Here is a 19,004-nt window from a genome sequence, read left to right on the forward strand (position 1 = left end):
GCACCAATGGATGAAACCGACCACGGTTTGACGCCACGAATCGCAGATTTGAAAGTGAACAGGAAAGTCAATGAAATCAACGATCTACCAACACCACCTCCGCGCCAGTGCTAGCTTTTCGTACCGTCACTTATTGCACTGAAAACGAGGAGACCCCTGGTAGCGGATGCGGTCTTCAATCTTTTGATCGCATCGAGTGCCTCACGACCCAGCCCCTTGTCATCGCAAAGAGTGCGCAACGTCATAAGGTCTTCGGCGTCTCCAAACTGCCTTGATACCGCCCGCTTGGTGGATCAACCTCGATAGAGGACACCCTGCGCAGGCTATGGAAGCTGAGCTTAGCCTTGCGCTCCGATGGCAATTGGCTGACTAATTCGTGCACGAACTTGGTTGTAGATAGGCAGGGCAACGCCTTCAGCGACCTCAAGTGAGACGCACAGGGCGAATTCAACGGGCTTCAACAGCCGACCAGCATCCGCGACACAATTGACTCGAACCAAGAGGTGCTGACCTGCTACAACCGGCACAGCGCCTTCGCCTTCAAAAGTCTCGTGCTGTAGTGTTCCCAACTGAAGTTGCCGCGCCTCGCCTTCCAAGCGAGTCAAATTCAGAGGATCGCTCGGTAAGTCCATCCACAGCTTTGCGGCGCGGTACTTAGAGTGCCGTGGATTAGGCGGCGTCAGCCATGCCAACGTTACAGTCAGCCGTCGGCGAACCAATGTCGCATTGAGTGCCTCGGGAATAGGTACTTTGAACTCCCAAGCCTTGTCATTTCGAAGTTCGCCCACGCCAAGCATAGTTGCGCGTTGCTCAGTGCAGGTCAGCGCACGCTGGACATCGGCCACGCCGTAACCTGCATATCTACTGACAAGGCGACGCTGCGCATGCCAATGCTCGACATCAGGGCGCGCGGCCAACACTTGTGACTGGATGTCCCCAAGATTTGCACCATGAGCGAGCAACGCCTTAATCATCACAGCGTCGTAGCGGTGAGGAAGGTTCTGAGGATTGCCCGCACGCAGGGCTTCCAGCACATCGAATGCTTGAGCGGCCCCGCGCGTCGCCAGGGCTGTCGCGTTGCTGGTGCCACGCGTGTAGGCCGTATCGCCAACCGCATCCGGGGGGGATGCCACGCGATGACCAGGTGGTTGCGGTGTGCTCCAAATGCCAGCGACATGTGTTTCATTCGCCGGAGAAACAGGTCGCTCTCGGTAAAGCGCGCGGCCTCCTGGCAGCAGAATTTCAGGCTTAATCGCTCGTTGGAAGCCCGGTCCGATGCGGGAGTACGGCGCTACACCTTGCTCTGGAAACAAGGTATGTCGTCCTGTCACAGCGGGAAAGATCGATCCGTCGCTGTAGCTTGCGCCGACAGTGAGCGCATTCACAGACTCCGCCGGTGAAAGCAGCCGACGGTGCATGTCCAGGTCCATCAAGGCCTGCATCGAATGGCCCGCTTGCTCCTCTGGCGGCATCGCTCCCAAGGAATCTCGCGCCACCTTCAGGATAAGGTCGTCTGAACAGTTACCACAACTGACGATGAAGAGCACTTTGTACTTGTGGCTCAACCAATCGAGCAGTCGCGCCCACGGCGACAGTTCGCCAGCAAATGGGCGGTAGCCGTCGCCGACCGAGAGGTTGATCACCTTCACCGTCGGAGCTGCAGCCGGCACTGCTGGAGTACCTTCAAACATACGGCGCACAGCGACATGTACAAGATCTATGAGCAGCCGATCATCAGGTGTGCATTCCACCTGCGAATTGCTACCCTGTTCAGGCCGCATGATGGGCCGTACGTAGATTGGCGCAGCCAACGCCCCACTTGCGCTATCAAGTTCACCCCAAGCAATGAGGGACGCCATGGCCGTCCCATGCACTCGTGCGGCTACTGGGTATGTGTCGGCCCATTGATCCGGGTCATCGACGATCAAGCGCCCCTGCAAGCGTGGATGGTTCGCCAAAGGCAGGCCATCCAGCATGGCCACTATCGGACTGCCCGAGGTCAATTGCTGAGGCACAGCAGCATCCGGCAGCTGCGGGGCTGTATCGGAAACCCGCGACATGGCCTGTCCTTGTGGTCGCAGCAGCATAACCCGCTCGGATCGCAGCAGAGGAGCAGGTACGGCGTCCAGCAATCGCTGAACGCCTGGTGCCGGCATTTCGACCAGGAACCCTAGGTAGGCGATGTCGCCGATCAACCGCTCGTCAAGAACCTGTCCCCCAAGCTCAGTGACGAGGGTTCTTATCTCGGCAGACGAAGCCGCATTCTTTGCGGCCGACGCAAAGCACCAGGCTTCGATCTCAAACCTCAGAGCCGGGGTGCCGTTCTCCAACCGAAAGCGCCAAGCTTGCCTAAGGTCGTCGCTCAGCCGATCTTGTGGCCCCCAGAAACGCACATCCTTCAGGTGTTTGAATAAGTCCTTCCAGGCGCTGAGACCGGTGCCCAGATTTCCTGTCGGCGTCTCCTTATATATGCCCCACAGGCGAACGACCTCGTCGAGCGCTTGCCTGTTACTGCCCATCAAGAACAACCTGCCACCGAGCGCTTTGGTGGCGTCTTGGGTCGAATAGAAGTCCTCATCGGGCTCAACTTGCGCGTCGACCATACCTGCCAGCCATTCAAGCCCCGGTATGCGTTCGGCCGAGCTGATGAAGTCGCCCACAGCACCAACCGTTTCAAAGACCACTACAAGATCGGGATCGCTGTTGTTTGCGGCAGTCTGAAGCTCGAGGCGCCGGGCCTCAAAGGCAGCCTGGAGAGTTTGAAATTGCGGCGTCAGTCGCTCTGCTTGGCGCCCATGGCCTGGCACATGCAGGGTGGGAACCATTCTCTGTCCGCCCTGCCGCCCAACTGCCGACGGTTGAGGGAAGATGAGTAGGGGCAAATGCCCGGTTGCGCCTTCTGGCAAGTTTTAGCGCTCGATGGCGTCGTCGATGGCTGCTCGCAGTTTCCACTGCACGATGCGTTCGGCAATGATTTCCTTGAGGTCACCAGATGGCAGCGCTAAAACATAGCGCCTGTGAATGTCCTGGCAGAACTGCTCCAGGTCGGAAAAGTTAGCCACCTTGAGGCGACTTGCCAAGGTCTTCGGAGTCATGCCAAGAGACACGCCGAGTCGTCGCTGGAATCGGTCAAACCACTGCGTACGCTGTTCAAGCGTGGGGGCTGGCAAGGTCAGTCGCAATTGGAAACGGCGCCACACCGCACGGTCCAGCAACTCGGCATGATTGGTGGCGGTCACTACGACCACATGGCTTGGAAGTCCATCGATCTGCAAGAGAAGCGAACTGACAACTCGCTTTATCTCACCGGTTTCGTGTGTATCCCCACGCTCCTTGCCAAGGGTGTCAAATTCGTCAAAGAAGAGGACGCAATGATGTGTACGCGCGAAGTCAAATAGCCGTTTCAGCCGCCCGCTTGTTTCGCCGAGGAAGCTGCCTACAACCGCCTCATAGCGCACGACGAACAGCGGAACCATCAATTCGTAGGCCAGGGCCTCAGCTAAAGTTGTTTTCCCGTTCCCCGGCGGCCCAGACAACAACACTTTATGGCGTGGCTCAAGTCCGTAAGAGCGAAGCAGATCTTGCCGCTGTTGCTCCTCGACCAGCTCCCGCGCCGCAGCCCTAACTTCTTCGGCAAGTAGGATCGACTCCAGGCTCCGTTTGGGCTGAAGTTCGTAGAGAAGCCCGCCGTGTCCGCCGTCAAATGTGCGAACGATCTCGGGCGCTTTCTGAGGCGCCGCGATAAAACGCAGGTTTTCTTCTAACCTGTCGGCCAGCAATGTATGGCGCTTAGCGCGCTCCTCGGCAGCGATGGCTTCAACGGTCGACCTGAACATCTTCTGATCGCCTTGTGTGCCAGCGCGCACAAGATTGACGATTAGATCGGCTCTGGGCATGTGTTAGCTGCTTAGTTTCGTCAGTATACCCACCGGGACGGGTCGACACTCGGTAGATGCCTTGGCTCAGTGGGCGAACCTGACTCAGTTGGGTGAGGTGAATGACATCTCACTGGGGCAGGCCAGGGACGCCCCTTGCCTCAACTCAGGTTCGAGCCCCATCAGCCGAGCTGACGCTCACCCCGCCGGCTTCAGCGCCTCGAACCGGCGATGCAGATCTTCCGGCCGGATGTTCGTGTACCCCTTTGCAGCAGTCGGTAGATGCTGGAACCGTCAAATTCGCGAATCCAAAGCAGTCATTGGCTGAGGTCAGCTCTTCGCCGAGACCGTGATTCCGCCGGTGCGCGCCGAAGCGGCCTGTCAGCGCGACATGGTGGTTCGAGAGTGCCCCCTATGAGCCCCTGAACTCGATCGGAGAGCGTTCAGGCTGTCCAGTGTTTCGGGTCAGGGCGGTGCTGTATGAAATGATGCGGTATGCCATTGAGTTCCGAAGACCTGCAACAAGTCGCCGCGCGCACCCTTGCGCACTACGAGCAGAACGCCCAGAGCTACTGGGAAGGCACGCGCGACCACGACGTCAGCCAGAACATCGCGGCGCTTCTGAAGCACATTTCCGGGCCACCGCCCTTTGACCTGCTGGATTTCGGCTGCGGGCCTGGGCGCGACCTCCACGCCTTTACCGCGCTGGGTCACCGCGCCGTGGGTCTGGAAGGCGCACCAAGCGCGGCGGCGCTGGCGCGCCTTCACAGCGGCTGCGAGGTGCAGGAGCAAAGCTTCCTGCACCTCAAATTACCCGCGCAGCGATACGACGGTGTGTTTGCTAACGCCGTGCTGTTCCATGTGCCCCGCCCGGCGCTGCCGCAGGTGCTACGGCAACTGCAGGCATGTCTGCGGCCGGGCGGCGTGCTGTTCAGCTCCAACCCGCGCGGCAATGGCCAGGAAGGCTGGAACGGTGCGCGCTACGGCGTGTTTTACGACTGGCCAACCTGGCGCGCCTTGGTGACGGCCGCCGGCTTCGACGAGTTGGATCACTTCTACCGTCCCTCGGGCCTGCCGATCGAGCAACAGCCCTGGCTGGCGAGCGTGTGGCGCAAGCGCTGAGACCTAGATACGACTGCTGTATGGCTGACAGTTTCGGCGGGCGGATGCTTGGTTTGGGTCGGCTATCGATCGTATTGGTCATGCACCGGTCCTGCGATACGGCGCATGACCCTGGACCGCTGTCGGGCTCACCAGCGAACTGACGGAGCCGGCCAAGAGCGATCGTCTGCCATGATGGGCTGAAATACGCAATCAATCGGCCGAAACGCCCGTTGAACGACTGTTCGTGTTACCTGTGACCAAAACGATGTTGCTTGGCGTTCGCGATGCGGGTTCCAGTTTCTGTGACTCGCTCGAAATCCTCGTTTCTCCACTCGACATCGGAGCCAGAGAACCTAGCGTTTAGACCAAGAAATGTGGATTCGGCTTGACTCACGACACCGAATGTCCTTGCAGGCCCGCTCCTGTAGAGGCCTACGAGCTGTGGCGGACCGCCCGACTGCCTGTCTTCAGCAGCGTTGAGCGCATCACAAAATGCCCTGAAAACAATGCGGCTCGTTCGCGACTGCGGATCATCAGCGACACGCGTTTGATGATTTTCGACCCACTTCTTCCCGGTCCCATCTGCGGCGATGTGCTGCGAATGTTCGTGCGGAGTTTCAAGATACTCACTGGTTAGGTGCACACCATCCCACGCAATGGTTTGGCAACCGAACCAAGATCCGAGGAATGGATCGAAATCGGGTCGCATCGCGGCCTTTTGCCTCGCTCTGCTGTCTGGCTTGGTGCCATTACCAATACGAGTTCCGTAGAAAATCACATATGGCCTAAGGTACTGCGTGGGATAGGCTTCATGGGCCTGACGCACCATATTTGACACCCATTGACAACGTGTCGTGAGCGAGGACCTCTCAGCCTCAATCACCAAGCAATCGTCGATCAACGTGCAAAGCCTACTAATCACGGTCACCGCGAACAGACCATCCCCTGTAAATGCGAAAAGATCCGGCGCGGAGCGGCAAGCGAATACTTTTCGACCTAAATCCCAATAAGGAGGATTGACAGACCAGCTAATTCTGCTGTCAGTCGCGAAATATAGCGACGACTGGCCGTGAGGGTCCATGCCTGCCCAGGCAACAAGCGATGTCATCGTTTCCCCAAATAGTCCGATCCGACTAGAATAAACGAGCGAGTCCGCAGTCCTCCACCAAAAGTGCAGGCCCCCCTGCTTTTTTGATGGGGGACTAGTCTTACTGTGTCACAAACGTAGTCGAACGTTAACCGTGGCGCAATGCGGGCAATGTCCCAGGGCGCCCGCGAGTGCGACGCTCAACTGAAGGCGCAGCGTCCTGATCGAGTCCGGGACGTGACGCTGCGCGCGCTGGGCTTCCCCGAGGGATGTAATCCGGGGAAACGGAAGGCACTTGGCGTTGGGCGAAGTTTTTTTTACCGCCGGCATCACTGCCGGCTTTCAGCCGCTGCGCCATCAGGAAGCCGTACGCCGCAATGCTGAGTGTCGCGTGGTGGTGAAATCCTCTCCATCCCCGTCCCTCATAGTGGCCCAGCCCCAGGTCCTGCTTGAGATCCTGGTAATCGCGCTCGATGCGCCAGCGCATGTGCGCGGCGCGTACCAGGTCGTTCAGTGCCGTGGTTTCGGGCAGCGTGGACAGGTAGTACTTCTCCGGCTCGACCTGATCTGCGGGCCACTCGATGAGCAGCCACTGCTGGGGCAGAAGACGCGCCTTGCCGACGTTGCCCCCGGCGCAGCGTACCCGCAGCGCCGCAAAGCGGCCCGTCAGGCGCTCGTTTGTGCCTTCGCGCCAACTGATGTTCTGGAATGCGCTGTCGGGCAAGGACTGCGCCAATGCCTTGACGCTCACCGGCTGTCTCTTGGCGGTGCGTCGTGGCATCACCGGTGGACGGCCCATGCCGCTGTAGGGCTTCGGTGGCAGGGGCTCCACTCCGGGTGGCCAGGCCACCACGGCCGAGGTGATCCCGACCACGTAGGGCAAGCCCAGATCGGTCAGCCCCTGACGAAACGCGTAGTCGATCCCGTAGCCGGCGTCGGCCAGCACGCAGTGCCTGGGTGCTCCTTCAGAGAGCAGGCCCCGTAGCTGTTGCAGGGCGATGTGAGGCTTGGTCGCAAACTCGATGTCTTCGGGAATCCCGGCCTTGAGTCTGCGCTCGGCGTCTTCGGCCCAGTTCCGGGGCAAGTACAGCTGCCAGGCCACCGGCAGGCTGCCTTGTTCGCAGGCCAGCGAGACGCTGACGGCCACTTGGCAGTTGTCCTGCTTGCCCAGCACACCGCAGTATTGGCGTGTCACGCCTACCGAGTGGACGCCCTTCTTGGGAAAGCCCGTGTCATCGACGATCCACCAGCCGCCAGCGCTGAAGTCCATGTGCGGGACCACCCACTGCGCCACGCGATTGAGCAGTTGCTGGTCGCTCCATTGGGCCTTGGCGACAAAGTGATGCAGGGCTTGGTGCCGGGCGCTGGCGCGCAGCGGATCGACGCGGGCGGCCATGGGCTCGACGCTCTTGCGCGACAGGGGCAGCATCAGACCGGTGCAATACCCGGCCAATCCTGCGTGACGGTCGGCATGACCCAGTCCGTCGGCTAGGTGGGCCATGTAGAGACCAAACTCTTTGGGTATGTCCATCGCACCCCCATCACAGGGAAAAGATGGACATATCATGCCTTACTTTTTATGACACAGTAAGACTAGGCGATAAGAGCTGAACCCCTATCCGGCGAAAGCCGGATAGGGCTGGCGGTAGCGCCATTGCAGTCGCATCGGGAGTTGACCCGCTTCGTCGGCATATCGAGCACCGAAATTGAGTGGAATGCAAAAGCTTTCGCAGCGCTTCGTGCGCGAGCACGAAGTTAAGTATGGCATTGCGGCAGTCTCGTGTGTATCGCGCTCACGCCAGCTAAGCGCGGCCTCTTGATGTCCGTTTCGGGTCGACAGTGTGAGTTCGGCCCTTCGAGCAGCAGACATTCGACCGCGAGTTGGCGGAGCAACCTGCGGCCTGCCACGCTGGATGACTGCAGTCCCCCCCGATACCTGTCGTTGATGCCCTCGTGCCGCTGGGTGAGCCGATGACGGCTTCGTGCCAGGCACCGTGAAAACAGTTCCCGGGAACGACCGACGGCTGTCGCTGCTGACCGGCCCGTCGATACTCGGTGTGCAGGTCAAGGCTGACTGCCGACATCCAGTCTTAGTGATCCTAGACAGCTCACACCGGTACCCGTCATTCGACTGCGCGCGGGCTGAGTGACCGCTACACATCCAGGACCTGACGGTCGACAGAATACGTCCCTGCGGCCGTGATCACGAACGCGTCCAAGCGGCATGATCAGGTTGTGTTGGTAGGAGAACGGCCGGTGCTTAGATGTGCCGAGTCAACTTCGGGCTGACACTACCGCCACGGCTCTTGGCCGTAGGGCATCGGTGCAATCCACAGGAGAGCCATTTCATGAGTTCGATATCCGCCGAGTTGCGTCTGCGTCCGACGCGCATTGGCTTTTTGGTAGACCCGACCGATGCCGCTTCGGTCCGGCTTTGTATGCAGGTCTGCGCCTGCCTCTGGGGCGGCGTCTACAACCCAATCATTCCTGTCTGCAGCACGATTCCGGACGCATGGGCGTCTGGGCTGTACGGAAACATGACTGGCGAAGATCTTGCCAAGGGCTACGTTCGTTTCTTTGAGCCCGACGTTTTCGTCGAGGCGACGCCTGGCCTTGCCGCGAGATTGGGTATCAACGATGTGGAGCTGGAATTCAGCCAGAAGCGAATCGGCCCGCTATCTGCATTTCTGGAGGCGGCGCCAGAGGGGCGGTCTTGGCCGCCTCTTGGGATTGGCGTCGTTGCGTTGTACAGGGCGCTCTATGAAAAGGAGTTCAAGTTCGTCGCACGTCAGAACCACCGAGTCGCACTGTGCAAGCCTTCAAATGACATCGACGCAGCGTTTGTCGATGCCGTGTTTGGCTCATTTCCCGTGGAAGGATATCTAGCGCACCACGCCAGAGACTATCAGGAAGCTTTCGACCCGATCACGATCAAGGCGACACCCAAGAACTGGGAGAAAGCGCTCCGCGAGGGCTATCGATTCCCGCTCAGCATGGGTCGCCATGGCCTTGAGCGGTTCGGACGTGGGGCCGGCATTGGCGGTCCGACGCTATTCATTGCAGATCCGTCCAGCATCCTGGATCTCATCGATCTTTGGAATCTTCGACTTTTCCAGCCCAACGTAGTCCCCATCAACTCGAGGTGGCTTGCTGCCTTTGCGCCGTTTATGGGCGAGTTCATCAAGGCGAACTACCGCGCGCTCCCTGGCAACCCCAACGGCGTCATGCTACGGACAACGGTCGAGTTTGCCAGGTCCATTGGTGAGTCGCGCGCTGATTCCATGAGGGAAGAGGCAAAGCTTTCCAAGTTGCCAACTGGGTCGTGGTCCTACAAGCTTTGGTATCAGCGGATTTGGGAAGAGAACCTGAGCGACGTTGTGTTCAGCCCCACGCGCGCCCGCATCACTGCACGAAGCGAGTCCCTTGACTTGGCCATCACCGACACCGAGCGAGAGCGCAAGGTCCGATTTCGTGGGCTATCGCCTGACTTTGCTCCTGAGTTCAGATCCAGTTCTGCTGGATGGGTGAATGTTCTTCAGTTCAAGTCGTATGGGGCGCACTCTGAATTGGCATTGAGTCTTCCAACAGACTTTCAGCCGGTCCGGACGTACAAGCTGCGAAGCGGTGGGGTCATCCTCTCATCCCGCGAGGGCTGGGTGCTTCCACAGCGCTACAGGGACCACACGGAGTTTTTCACCCTCTGTACCGGTCGGGAAGCGATCACGGACTGGCTAAAGCAGCATGGGATCACCGCGGACATCTCGAAGGCTGGACGCGTGGCGGAACAGGTGATTGGTGCCTTGAAAGGGTTGCACGGTGGCCGTCTGCTGGCGCACCGCGACACCATCCAACTGTTGGAACGAATGGCAAAGAGCGTCCGGCGGTATCCCGACGGAACGGTCGAGGAGTATCAAGATCGTACGGCCGCTGCCACGACCTGGACGGCGTTGATCGCGAAGAGGTCCAAGGAGGTCTGGTCGCGGAACCTGTCCCTCGACGACTTCGTTGAACGGAACATCCTCAAGCTAGGCTTGGGCATCCAATGCAGCCATTGTTCCAACTCGAACTGGTACAGCATCTCCGAGCTGAACGAGTCCGTGGTTTGCGACAGGTGCCGCAAGAGCTACCCGTTTCCGCAGGGAAGTATCGGCTTCACGAAGTCGCCGTGGAAGTTCCGTGTCGTCGGGCCCTTCAGTGTTCCGGACTATGCGGACGGCGCGTATGCCACGGTCCTAACGCTGCGCGTGTTCTCGCAGTCATTGACGGGCATGCACGCCACGGTTGTCTACACGCCAGGGCTGGACTTGGCAGTGGAAGGCGAACCTCCGATGGAGGTCGACTTTGCGCTCTGGTACAGCGGCGAGTCGATGGGACTCGATGAGAGCGAGGCCATCACCGTCTTCGGCGAGAGCAAGAGCTTCGGCACGAAGTGCTTCCATGAGGAGGATATCGCTCGAATGCGCAGGCTCGCTGAGCGGTTCCCTGGCGCGTTCATCGTGTTCGCTGCGCTCAAGGACGAACTCCACGAGGACGAGAGGAGGGCAATTGCCGAGTTCGCTGCATGGGGACGCGAGCCCATCCATAGCACGGGCAGGCCTCGTGCACCAGTGATGGTGCTGACGGGGATTGAGCTGTTCGCTCCATGGAAGATCGATGACGCCTGGAAGAGTCTTGGAGGGGTTCGGCAAGAACTCGCTGAAGCAGGGCACGTCCGACTTGAGAACCTGTGGGTGTTGGCGGATGCCACGCAGCAGGCCTATCTGGGGATGAAAGGACACTCTCAGGAACTAATGGAGCAGTGGGAAGCACATCAGGCGGCAACTCAGGCAGCCGTCCGGCCTCCATTCAAAAAGCAGAAGTCGGCCGCGCCGCGGAGAAAGCCAGCGTTGAAGAGGGCCGCGAACGGGCCTGCGACAACGGGAAAAGTGGCTGGCAAGCGCCGGCGTGCGGCCGGCGACTAGAGTCGGCCCGCGGCAGCGACCAGGATCGCACTCCGTGCAGCCGACGATCGCACCGTGCGCGATCGCGAATTCCAGCGACTGCTTGCTGGCTGTCAGCGTGAGTTCGCCCGCAGCGGCTGAAGGGCAGGAGCCGCTGCACTTCGGACTTTCAGGTAGTCCACCACGTCTGCGCAGGGTACGGCAATACTTCTGGCGAAAACCCCGCACTCGCCACCACCTGAGGCCATCGCTTCTCCAGCTTCAATTGATGGCTGAGCATATGGTTTCGTGCTTCATCTTTGTCCAACCCCAGCAGCACAGCGCACTCGAGCAAGTTGCTCAGGCTGGACGCGCGCGCTCCGCTTTTCGTCACACTGAGTGCATGGATGCCGGACGGCTTGTGGTACGGGGCGATGTCAAATGCAGGTGACAGCCCCCACTGGCCAGCGCTGTAGAGCAAGCCGTGGTTTCTCGCATGGTCATCGAAGTTGCCACACAAGGAGTTGTAGGCAACGCGGCGCCACAACTCGTGCTTCATTGCCGACATATCCACGCCCGCTCGGGCGCACCAACGCTGCAGCTCATGTGCGAGCACCACAAATGACCGATTGCGTGCGCCAGCTGCTTCCTTGTCCAATCGCAGCAAGGTGTGTGCACTGGCGTAGAGATGCCGCTGTACGTCCCCACTGGGCAAGACGTCCCGGTCAAATCGCTTGACCAGAACCACCTGACGATGGCCTTCAAGGTGGAATTGCACCTCCGCCGCATTGACCCCGCACTCCCGCGCCAGCGTCATGGCCACGTACTCTCGCAAGGGGTTGTTTGGTCCGTCGCCACGGTCCTGTAGCTTGGCAATCCACAACTGCCCCTGGTGCTCCACGGTCAGTTTGGGCCGCTCGCCCCCCAGGCTCGTTCCGTAAATGCCTTGCACTTCGCGAGCGGCCTGGCTGCTGGGACGCTCTTCGGGCAGGTCACGCAAGGCATCCAGCAATTGGCTCAGGTGCGGTGCTTTGAAGGCAGTCTTGCGCTCGATGTCGTCACAAACTTCCAGCGCACCGACTCCATCACCTTCTGACAGCTCCAATATCTCCATGTTGCCCAGGTCTTCGCGGGCATGGAGCTTTTCCAACAACGCCAGTCCGAAGCCCTCCGGACGTGCGTCACGTATCACCCCAAACAAGCCTTCTTGCCGCGTTTCCCTGGCCCAAAACTCAGATCGCTTCAGGGGCAAGTGCAGGGAGTCCAGTGCCACGGCATCGCCACGCTTGAGGTAATCGGCCACGTAGTGGAACCGCCCGACCTGACCCTGCAACTCGAATTCACCACACTGGGTAGGTTGTACCTGCCCGGGGAGCCAAACCCACACCGGCTTCAAGGTGTCGCTCATGAGCGTGTCCCACGAATCCGTTTCGGCAGTGAGCGCTCAAGCAGGCTCACCGCTTCTTCGGTTTTCCCCAACTTGGCCAACGCCGGCAAGAGTTCACCAATCAAATCCAAGGCCCACAGAATGTTCAACAGGTGCCCGATCCCCACGCTGGGCCGACCATGCTCCACATTGAGGACCGTCTTCTTGTTCACCCCCGCCTTGGCCGCCAAATCCTCTTGCGTCCACCCCAGCGTGCGACGCACGGCACTCACCCGTCCACCCAATGTGGTCAACCCCTCCTCGACCTCATAAGGAAGCATGACTGGATCAGGTGAATGTTTCATAAAAGAGGCTAGTTTGTCATTCGTTTCCATTTTTACGGACTTTATAAGCAAACCTGGGGCTGGTCAAGATCGCGTTGGTGCACTGGGCATCTCGATGGCACCTCCGCGCCACTTCGGACACTTTTGACTTTTTGTGCGGCTGGGTGGGCGCGCGCCTGCGTGAATCGGCTGGTCACTCTAGCCAAGGCGGATAGACTGGACGGCATACGCCGCGTCATTTTTGAACCCTCGTGGATTGCAGGTCTGAAAGTGCAAGCCGTAACTGCAGGCCCTGCCGGCGGCGGCAACTCAATGCGAACACATGCCTGACCTGCTGCTACCACCGCCCAAGAGATCCCGAAGCCGACGCCTGCGCAAGAAACTGCACATCGGGGAATTTCAAACGCTGGGCTTTGAATACGGGCTGTTGTGGTCCGAGTTGCCATCGGCCGAGGAGCAAGAACGGTTTATCGACCGGCTGCTGGAGGAGTTCGTTGGGCCACGCTCCCTGTCCGTCGGTGGCGGGATCAACTGCGGCTTCATCTCGGCTCGCCGCGGAAGCGCGACCGACGAAGACCGCGCGGGGTTCGAGTCTTGGCTACGGCAGTGGACCAATGTTTCTAGCGTTCAAATTGGCCCACTCCAAGATGCCTGGTACGACTCACGCCCCTGAAGCAGGCTCGGCTACGCCCGTCGCCCGTGGCGGGCTCCATCGCTGAAACTCAGACATTGAATGACTTCTTGGGTTATGCCCTTGCCACCGGCACATCGTCCCATCGCGTCGTGTACTGTGGCGTGCGCCGCTCCTGCCGCATGCCCCATGTCCGCTGAGCACCTGGCATCCCGGTAGACCCCACGTGCAGCGTGCCCTTGCCGAACCGCCCGTTGAGCGCGTCCATCGCCGCCATCAGCCTCGTCCGGTCACGCCCCTCCTCGGGCTCCAGTTCCAGCTCTCCCTGCTGCACGCTCGCTGGCTGCAGGTCCATCAGAAACACGCCCGCCTTGATGAGCTGAAACCCAGGCACGTACATGAACCGCATGCCATCGGCCGCCGCCTTGGCCAACAACCGTGAGTCCGCCGTGGGGCGCCTGAGCGGTACCGTCACGCTCCTAGACAGCTGCTGTCCGGCCCGATGCGGCGACGTGTGCATGAACACCTGCAACGCTCCAGCCTGACTGTTCTGTTTTCTGAGCTTTTCCGCAGCCCGGCTGGCGAACTCGCTCACCGCCTCCATCAACGGCGCCAGGTCGGTCACAGGCCGCCCAAAGGAGCGCGTGCAGGCGATTTGCTGCTTCGGCGCAGGCACATCGTCCATGTCGATGCAGGGGAAGCCCTGCACCTCACGCACCGTCCGCTCCAGGGTGACGTTCCAGCGCCTCCTGACCGTGGCCGTGTACATGCGGGCCAAGTCCAGCACCGTCTGGATGCCGCCTTCTCTCAACTGTGCAGCAATGCGCGGTCCCACACCCCAGACTTCGCCAACATCGGTGGCACCCAGGATGGCCTCCAGCTCACGTTGGCTCAGTGCCGCCAGATTGCACACCCGGGCCAGGTGCTCGGGGTAGCTCCCTGGCTTTCGCTCGGCCGTCTTGGCGATGAAGTTTGCCAGCTTGGCCAGGGTCTTGGTTGGTGCAATACCGATCCCGCAAGGAATCCCCGTCCAGCGCAGGATGCGGTCTCGGATGATGTGGGCTCGCCGGGTCAGATCCCCCCGCACCCCATGCAGCCCGATGAAGGATTCATCGATGCTGTAGATCTCCTGGGTAGGACCAAGGCCGGCCGCCAGGGTCATGATGCGGTCGCTCATGTCACCGTACAGGGTGAAGTTGGCCGAGAGGGCTACCAGTCCCTCCGTCTTCTCCAGGTGCCGGATCTGGAACCAGGGCGCCCCCATCTTGATGCCCAGATCCTTGGCCTCGTTGGATCGGGCGATGGCACAGCCATCGTTGTTGGACAGAACGATGACGGGCCTGCCCTGCAGCGAGGGCCGAAACACCCGCTCGCAGCTCACATAGAAATTGTTCCCATCGACCAGGGCGTACATGGCGGCGGCCGGTCCATGCGGCTCAGATTACGAAGCGTTTGATGCAGGAGCTCACCACGCCCCAGATCTCGACCGTCTGGCCGTCCTTGGGCTCGATGTCGGGGAACGTGGGGTTAGCGGCCTTCAGGCGCATCCGGCCCGCCCGCTGGTACAGCTGCTTCACAGTGAATTCCCCATCGACCACCGCCACCACGATGTGGCCATGCCGGGGTTTGATGGCCCGGTCCACCACCAGGGTGTCACCATCGTCGATGCCCGCCTCTCGCATCGAGGCGCCTGCCACCCGCAGCAGGAAGGTCGCCTGGGGGTGGGTGATGAGCAGCTGGGTCAAATCAAGCCGGTTGACCGCAAAATCCTCAGCAGGCGACGGAAACCCCGCCCGCACCGCCGCCACCGGCATGGGCAGCACCAAAGAGGTAGCGGTCAGTGCGGTAGGTGAGGACGATTGCAAAATACTGTTCATTCATCCAGTATAAATCCGGCTGACAACAAACTCACACCACCATGTGCTCCAACTACGACTCGGTGACCAAAACGGAGCGGCTCAAGCTGCACTTCGGGGTGGATGCGCCGCCAGGCATCAAGGGCCAGGTCTGGCCGCTGTACCACGGGCCCTTCATCCGCCGCCACCCGCACCACGACGTGGGCGATGAGGCCGTGCCGCCGCGCGAGGCGCTGGCTGGTCTATTTGGGCTGATCCCGCACTGGGCGGGTGAAATCGCGTTCGGCAAGCGCACCTACAACGCCCGCTCGGAGACGGTGGCGGAGAAACCCAGCTTCCGGGACGCCTGGCGACTGGGCCAGCACTGCATCGTGCCGGTAGAAAACGTCTACGAGCCTGACTGGCGCAGCGGCAAGGCTGTGCCCACCCGCATCCAGCGCAAGGACGACAAACCCATGGGCATTGCTGGGCTGTGGGCAGTCAACCGCAAGGCCACTGGAGAAGAAGTGATGAGCTTCACGATGCTCACCATCAACGCCGACAACCACCCTGTCTTCAACCAGTTCCACCGCCCCGAGGACGAGAAGCGCATGGTGGTGATCCTGCGGGAAGACCAGTACGACGAGTGGCTGGACGCCCCGGCAGCGCGCTCCATGGCCTTCATGCAGCCGTACCCGGCTCAGCTGCTGATGGCCACGCCGGAGCCCGAGCGGGGGCGCAGGAAGGCGTGACAGACCCAACAACATCACTGCGCATCACCCGCAAGCACCTGACGCGGCTGCGGGAGGTCTACCGATCCTCGGGCTGGCCCTGCCGCGACCCGCTGGAGGTGGACCTGATCGTGAGCGGGTTGGTGCAGCCCGAACGGGATGACCAGGGACGTGAGACGTTGCACCTGACACCAGACGGTCTGCAGGCGTTGGCCGGCGCACACGCCAGCAACCGGGCCAACCGTAGCGCGCACGACGAACTGGTGATGCAGGTGGCCCAGCGCATGCAGCAGGAGGGGCGCATTGCATGGACGCAGTTGCCGCTGCGCGCGCAGGTGGACGGAGCCTGGACTCAGGCCATCCCAGACGTGTTCAGCATCCGCCACACCACGGTGGAGGCGTATTTGGAGCCTGTCGTCCATGAGATCAAGGTCAGTCGGGCGGACTTGCTGGGCGACCTGAAGAGACCGGAGAAGCGAGCCGCCTACCTAGCCATGGCGTCGCAGGTTTACTACGTGCTCGGCCTGAACGCCAAAGGGCAGCCGATCGCGGAGGCAGACGAGGTGCCAGCCGAGTGTGGGGTGATGGTAGCCACCAGCAGCGGGTTGGAGATCGTACGGGTCGCGCCCAAGCAGCCCTTCACCGGCCTGCGTTTCGATGCGTGGATGGCACTGGCCAAGGCCGCACCAGAGCCGCGAAACAGCAATCAGGTGCAGATGCATCTCTAGGTTCCGTGGACAACCGATAGGTTGGGAGCGTTCGGTCGCGCATGGCAATCCAAGGACGGCCGCAAAACAGCCCTCCAGTCGATGCCCTACTGAAAAAGCTTGCCCCCTCGGCACTGAGCCACAAATGGGGGATGGGCACCATCACGCATCACGTCTATCATTTGCAAGGGCAATTCACAAACCAGACGCTCGGCCTGCATCCCACGCACCGCGGCGCACTACCAGATCAACCAGAACGATGGGTAAACGAAATCGACAATCCAATGCCGAATGGTTGATGGCGATGCTGGCGCATTTGCCCTGGTGGGCTTGCCTGCTGGTGGGTTTGGTGGGCTACATGGTGTGCGCGTCCGTCGCCCAAAGCCCAAGTCCTGCAATACAAGCCGGGAACGTGGCGCAAAGCATCATGACTGCGTGGATCAAGGGCTTGGCCTCCGCCGGGCAGTACATCTTTCCCATCATCGGTATCGCCGCAGGGTTTGTTTCATTCTTTCGCAAGCGACAAGGCAGGGCATTGGTCGGACAAGTCAAGGCCGCCCCTTCAAAGAACACCCTCAACGGCTTGAGTTGGCAGCAGTTCGAGCGCTTGGTGGCACAAGCATTTCGCCAGAGGGGCTACACCGTCACCCACATCGCCAGCGCCGGTCCCGATGGCGGCGTGGACATTGAACTGACGAAGGACAAGGAACGATTCCTCGTTCAGTGCAAACAGTGGCGCGCGACCAAGGTGGGCGTATCCGTGGTGCGTGAACTCTTCGGCGTCATGGCTGCGCGAGGTGCCGCCGGCGCGTTCGTGGTGACCTCGGGCAACTTCACCGATGAAGCAGCCGCTTTCGCCAAGGGGCGGAACATCACGCTGATCGATGGCGCGGCCTTGCTGAAAGAACTGGAAGACAAAGCCGCCGCGCCGCAAACCAGCATCCAAGCCAACGCAGACAGCAGCACGCCGATCTGCCCCAACTGCGACAGCCCCATGGTCAAACGCACCGCAAAACGAGGGGCAAACACGGGCTCGGCGTTTTTTGGATGCTCGCGGTATCCGGCTTGCCATGGGACCCGCCCCATCGCGTGAAGTCCGCAGGCGATTCATCACAACACGAGGCCCACGCATGCGCAAATCCATGGTGAAAATTTTTATGGGTTCCGTCGTGGGGGTGGTGGCGATCAGCGCATGGGCTTTTCAGATTGGTCCGCTTGGCACAGCACAAGAATCCCGGCTCACCCGGGAGCCGGACTCGTCGCTGGCGAAGGCGGCCGACAAGGTCGGGGTGCTCATCAAGGGCAAGGTGCATGAGGAGATCACACACATCGGGGCCGGATGCCAGATCGACCGCGATCGACTGGAGACAGACAAGTTTTGCTCGACATCTGAAGGCATGGCCGCATCGCCGTTCGTGATCTACGGCGTGCGCTGGAACGATTTGCCGCCCTTTGCCTTGTCCCCGGGCGAAGGCAACTGCCAACTGCTTGGCCAGGCCTATGTCTGCAAGCCACAAACCGTGCGCTTCAGCACCCAGCCGCTGTGCTGGTACTGCCTGTTCAAGGATGCCGAGAGAACCGCCCAAACCAAACGCATCGTGGGTGGGTGTGAGCGGTCGGCACCCGACACTGCGCGGGGCAACCTCATGACCCGTTCGCACTTTGGTGACCTGCAGTTTCTACACGGCATGGCCAGTCAAGATGGCATGCACCCGGTCTTGACCCGGGCGCAAATCCTCGACTGGATCAAGTTCGCCTGGAAGGTTTCGTCGCGCGAGATAAGTCCATCAGCGCGGCTGCGAGACGTGTCACTTCAAACCTTCAAGGACCACTTCGGCTGCACCGAATGGACTGTGGCCGACCTGTACCTGCTGGGCCGCCAGGACGCTTCATCTGGCCTCATCAGCCAAATTCGACAGATCGCCTTCGGCTCGGTGCTTCACACCGTGCAAGACTCGTTTGCGGCCGCACACGTCAACCGCGAGCCCGGCCCCAGCAGTCAAACCTGCGAGGGGACCCGTTTCATCAAACCGCGACCCATCGTTGAATTCCACACCTATGGCGCGCAGGACGGCACATTGCATGACCACGGCGATGAACGCGAAGCCATGATCGCAGGAGAAGGGCCCAACGACTGGCCCTCAGCCATTCTGGCTACCAGGCAGTTGTTTGAGCTGAACCAAGACGGCGCGAAATGGGCTGATGCCCGGACCTACGTGGAATGCTTGTTTGAGTTGAGTGAAAACAGAAAACCAGCATCGCCGGGGGACGCGTTTCGGCGGCGATAGGTCGATCGAGGTGAGGGGCAACAGGCAACCGGGCTGCCTGCACACGACGTAGACACCGACGGCAGTCGTGGAACACGGTGCATGGAGGTTGACCAGAACCAACGCTGCACCAACAAC

Annotated in this window: 15 protein-coding genes; 7 read left to right on the forward strand and 8 right to left on the reverse strand. The window is 60.6% G+C overall.

The window, feature by feature from the left end; translation table 11 throughout:
• Positions 1 to 338: 338 nt before the first annotated feature.
• On the reverse strand, positions 339 to 2,825 hold the full coding sequence (locus G518_RS0122550) for a S8 family peptidase (RefSeq protein ID WP_084652146.1): 2,487 nt from the start codon (positions 2,823 to 2,825) through the stop codon (positions 339 to 341).
• Between the two features lie 84 nt (positions 2,826 to 2,909).
• On the reverse strand, positions 2,910 to 3,896 hold the full coding sequence (locus G518_RS0122555) for an AAA family ATPase (protein WP_028604467.1): 987 nt from the start codon (positions 3,894 to 3,896) through the stop codon (positions 2,910 to 2,912).
• Positions 3,897 to 4,370: 474 nt separating this feature from the next.
• Between G518_RS0122555 and G518_RS0122560 the strand changes: the two genes are divergently transcribed.
• Complete coding sequence (locus tag G518_RS0122560; RefSeq protein WP_028604468.1) at positions 4,371 to 4,997, forward strand: class I SAM-dependent methyltransferase; 627 nt, start codon at positions 4,371 to 4,373, stop codon at positions 4,995 to 4,997.
• 229 nt (positions 4,998 to 5,226) lie between these two features.
• On the opposite strand, the gene G518_RS0122565 is transcribed toward G518_RS0122560, so the two are convergent.
• Both G518_RS0122565 and G518_RS0122570 read right to left on the reverse strand, forming a co-directional pair.
• The gene (locus G518_RS0122565) at positions 5,227 to 6,087 is read right to left on the reverse strand and encodes a hypothetical protein (RefSeq protein WP_028604469.1); all 861 of its coding nucleotides are present in this window, start codon (positions 6,085 to 6,087) and stop codon (positions 5,227 to 5,229) included.
• A gap of 127 nt (positions 6,088 to 6,214) precedes the next feature.
• Positions 6,215 to 7,597, reverse strand: coding sequence for an IS701 family transposase (locus G518_RS0122570; protein WP_028604470.1), 1,383 nt, complete (start codon positions 7,595 to 7,597; stop codon positions 6,215 to 6,217).
• Between the two features lie 817 nt (positions 7,598 to 8,414).
• Here G518_RS0122570 and G518_RS0122575 point away from each other — a divergent pair.
• On the forward strand, positions 8,415 to 11,027 hold the full coding sequence (locus G518_RS0122575) for a hypothetical protein (RefSeq protein ID WP_028604471.1): 2,613 nt from the start codon (positions 8,415 to 8,417) through the stop codon (positions 11,025 to 11,027).
• A gap of 148 nt (positions 11,028 to 11,175) precedes the next feature.
• On the opposite strand, the gene G518_RS36450 is transcribed toward G518_RS0122575, so the two are convergent.
• On the reverse strand, positions 11,176 to 12,393 hold the full coding sequence (locus G518_RS36450; protein WP_051237289.1) for a type II toxin-antitoxin system HipA family toxin: 1,218 nt from the start codon (positions 12,391 to 12,393) through the stop codon (positions 11,176 to 11,178).
• Positions 12,390 to 12,716 (reverse strand): helix-turn-helix domain-containing protein, encoded by a 327-nt coding sequence (locus G518_RS36455; RefSeq protein WP_051237291.1) that lies wholly within the window; start codon positions 12,714 to 12,716, stop codon positions 12,390 to 12,392. Before G518_RS36455 ends, G518_RS36450 begins: the two co-directional genes overlap by 4 nt.
• Positions 12,717 to 13,017: 301 nt before the next feature.
• Between G518_RS36455 and G518_RS0122590 the strand changes: the two genes are divergently transcribed.
• On the forward strand, positions 13,018 to 13,368 hold the full coding sequence (locus G518_RS0122590) for a 50S ribosome-binding protein YggL (RefSeq protein WP_028604472.1): 351 nt from the start codon (positions 13,018 to 13,020) through the stop codon (positions 13,366 to 13,368).
• Between the two features lie 73 nt (positions 13,369 to 13,441).
• Here G518_RS0122590 and G518_RS0122595 read toward each other — a convergent pair whose 3' ends face one another.
• Positions 13,442 to 14,740, reverse strand: coding sequence for a Y-family DNA polymerase (locus G518_RS0122595; RefSeq protein ID WP_028604473.1), 1,299 nt, complete (start codon positions 14,738 to 14,740; stop codon positions 13,442 to 13,444).
• A 22-nt stretch (positions 14,741 to 14,762) separates the two neighbouring features.
• A complete protein-coding gene (locus tag G518_RS0122600; protein ID WP_028604474.1) occupies positions 14,763 to 15,203 on the reverse strand; it encodes a LexA family protein in 441 nt (146 codons plus the stop codon).
• 41 nt (positions 15,204 to 15,244) lie between these two features.
• On the opposite strand from G518_RS0122600, the gene G518_RS0122605 reads away from it, so the two are divergent.
• The 4 genes from G518_RS0122605 (at position 15,245) to G518_RS36465 (ending at position 18,887) form a co-directional block, all read left to right on the forward strand.
• Positions 15,245 to 15,913, forward strand: coding sequence for an SOS response-associated peptidase (locus G518_RS0122605; protein WP_028604475.1), 669 nt, complete (start codon positions 15,245 to 15,247; stop codon positions 15,911 to 15,913).
• Positions 15,910 to 16,620 (forward strand): hypothetical protein, encoded by a 711-nt coding sequence (locus G518_RS36460; RefSeq protein WP_245598086.1) that lies wholly within the window; start codon positions 15,910 to 15,912, stop codon positions 16,618 to 16,620. Before G518_RS0122605 ends, G518_RS36460 begins: the two co-directional genes overlap by 4 nt.
• Before the next feature lie 238 nt (positions 16,621 to 16,858).
• Positions 16,859 to 17,692 carry a restriction endonuclease gene (locus G518_RS0122615; RefSeq protein ID WP_028604476.1) on the forward strand — a complete coding sequence of 278 codons (834 nt, stop codon included), beginning with the start codon at positions 16,859 to 16,861 and terminating at the stop codon, positions 17,690 to 17,692.
• 37 nt (positions 17,693 to 17,729) lie between these two features.
• Complete coding sequence (locus tag G518_RS36465) at positions 17,730 to 18,887, forward strand: hypothetical protein (protein WP_245598088.1); 1,158 nt, start codon at positions 17,730 to 17,732, stop codon at positions 18,885 to 18,887.
• Positions 18,888 to 19,004 lie beyond the last annotated feature (117 nt).

Source organism: Ottowia thiooxydans DSM 14619 (assembly GCF_000422885.1).
Lineage (GTDB): Bacteria > Pseudomonadota > Gammaproteobacteria > Burkholderiales > Burkholderiaceae_C > Ottowia > Ottowia thiooxydans.

Coding starts and splice junctions, on each gene's coding strand:
- G518_RS0122600 (WP_028604474.1), bottom strand. CDS start 15,203: ATGAACAGTATTTTGCAATCGTCCTCACCTACCGCACTGACCGCTACC.
- G518_RS0122605 (WP_028604475.1), top strand. CDS start 15,245: ATGTGCTCCAACTACGACTCGGTGACCAAAACGGAGCGGCTCAAGCTG.
- G518_RS36465 (WP_245598088.1), top strand. CDS start 17,730: ATGCGCAAATCCATGGTGAAAATTTTTATGGGTTCCGTCGTGGGGGTG.
- G518_RS36455 (WP_051237291.1), bottom strand. CDS start 12,716: ATGAAACATTCACCTGATCCAGTCATGCTTCCTTATGAGGTCGAGGAG.
- G518_RS36450 (WP_051237289.1), bottom strand. CDS start 12,393: ATGAGCGACACCTTGAAGCCGGTGTGGGTTTGGCTCCCCGGGCAGGTA.
- G518_RS0122565 (WP_028604469.1), bottom strand. CDS start 6,087: ATGACATCGCTTGTTGCCTGGGCAGGCATGGACCCTCACGGCCAGTCG.
- G518_RS0122550 (WP_084652146.1), bottom strand. CDS start 2,825: ATGGTTCCCACCCTGCATGTGCCAGGCCATGGGCGCCAAGCAGAGCGA.
- G518_RS0122555 (WP_028604467.1), bottom strand. CDS start 3,896: ATGCCCAGAGCCGATCTAATCGTCAATCTTGTGCGCGCTGGCACACAA.
- G518_RS0122575 (WP_028604471.1), top strand. CDS start 8,415: ATGAGTTCGATATCCGCCGAGTTGCGTCTGCGTCCGACGCGCATTGGC.
- G518_RS0122590 (WP_028604472.1), top strand. CDS start 13,018: ATGCCTGACCTGCTGCTACCACCGCCCAAGAGATCCCGAAGCCGACGC.
- G518_RS0122615 (WP_028604476.1), top strand. CDS start 16,859: ATGGGTAAACGAAATCGACAATCCAATGCCGAATGGTTGATGGCGATG.
- G518_RS0122595 (WP_028604473.1), bottom strand. CDS start 14,740: ATGTACGCCCTGGTCGATGGGAACAATTTCTATGTGAGCTGCGAGCGG.
- G518_RS0122570 (WP_028604470.1), bottom strand. CDS start 7,597: ATGGACATACCCAAAGAGTTTGGTCTCTACATGGCCCACCTAGCCGAC.
- G518_RS0122560 (WP_028604468.1), top strand. CDS start 4,371: ATGCCATTGAGTTCCGAAGACCTGCAACAAGTCGCCGCGCGCACCCTT.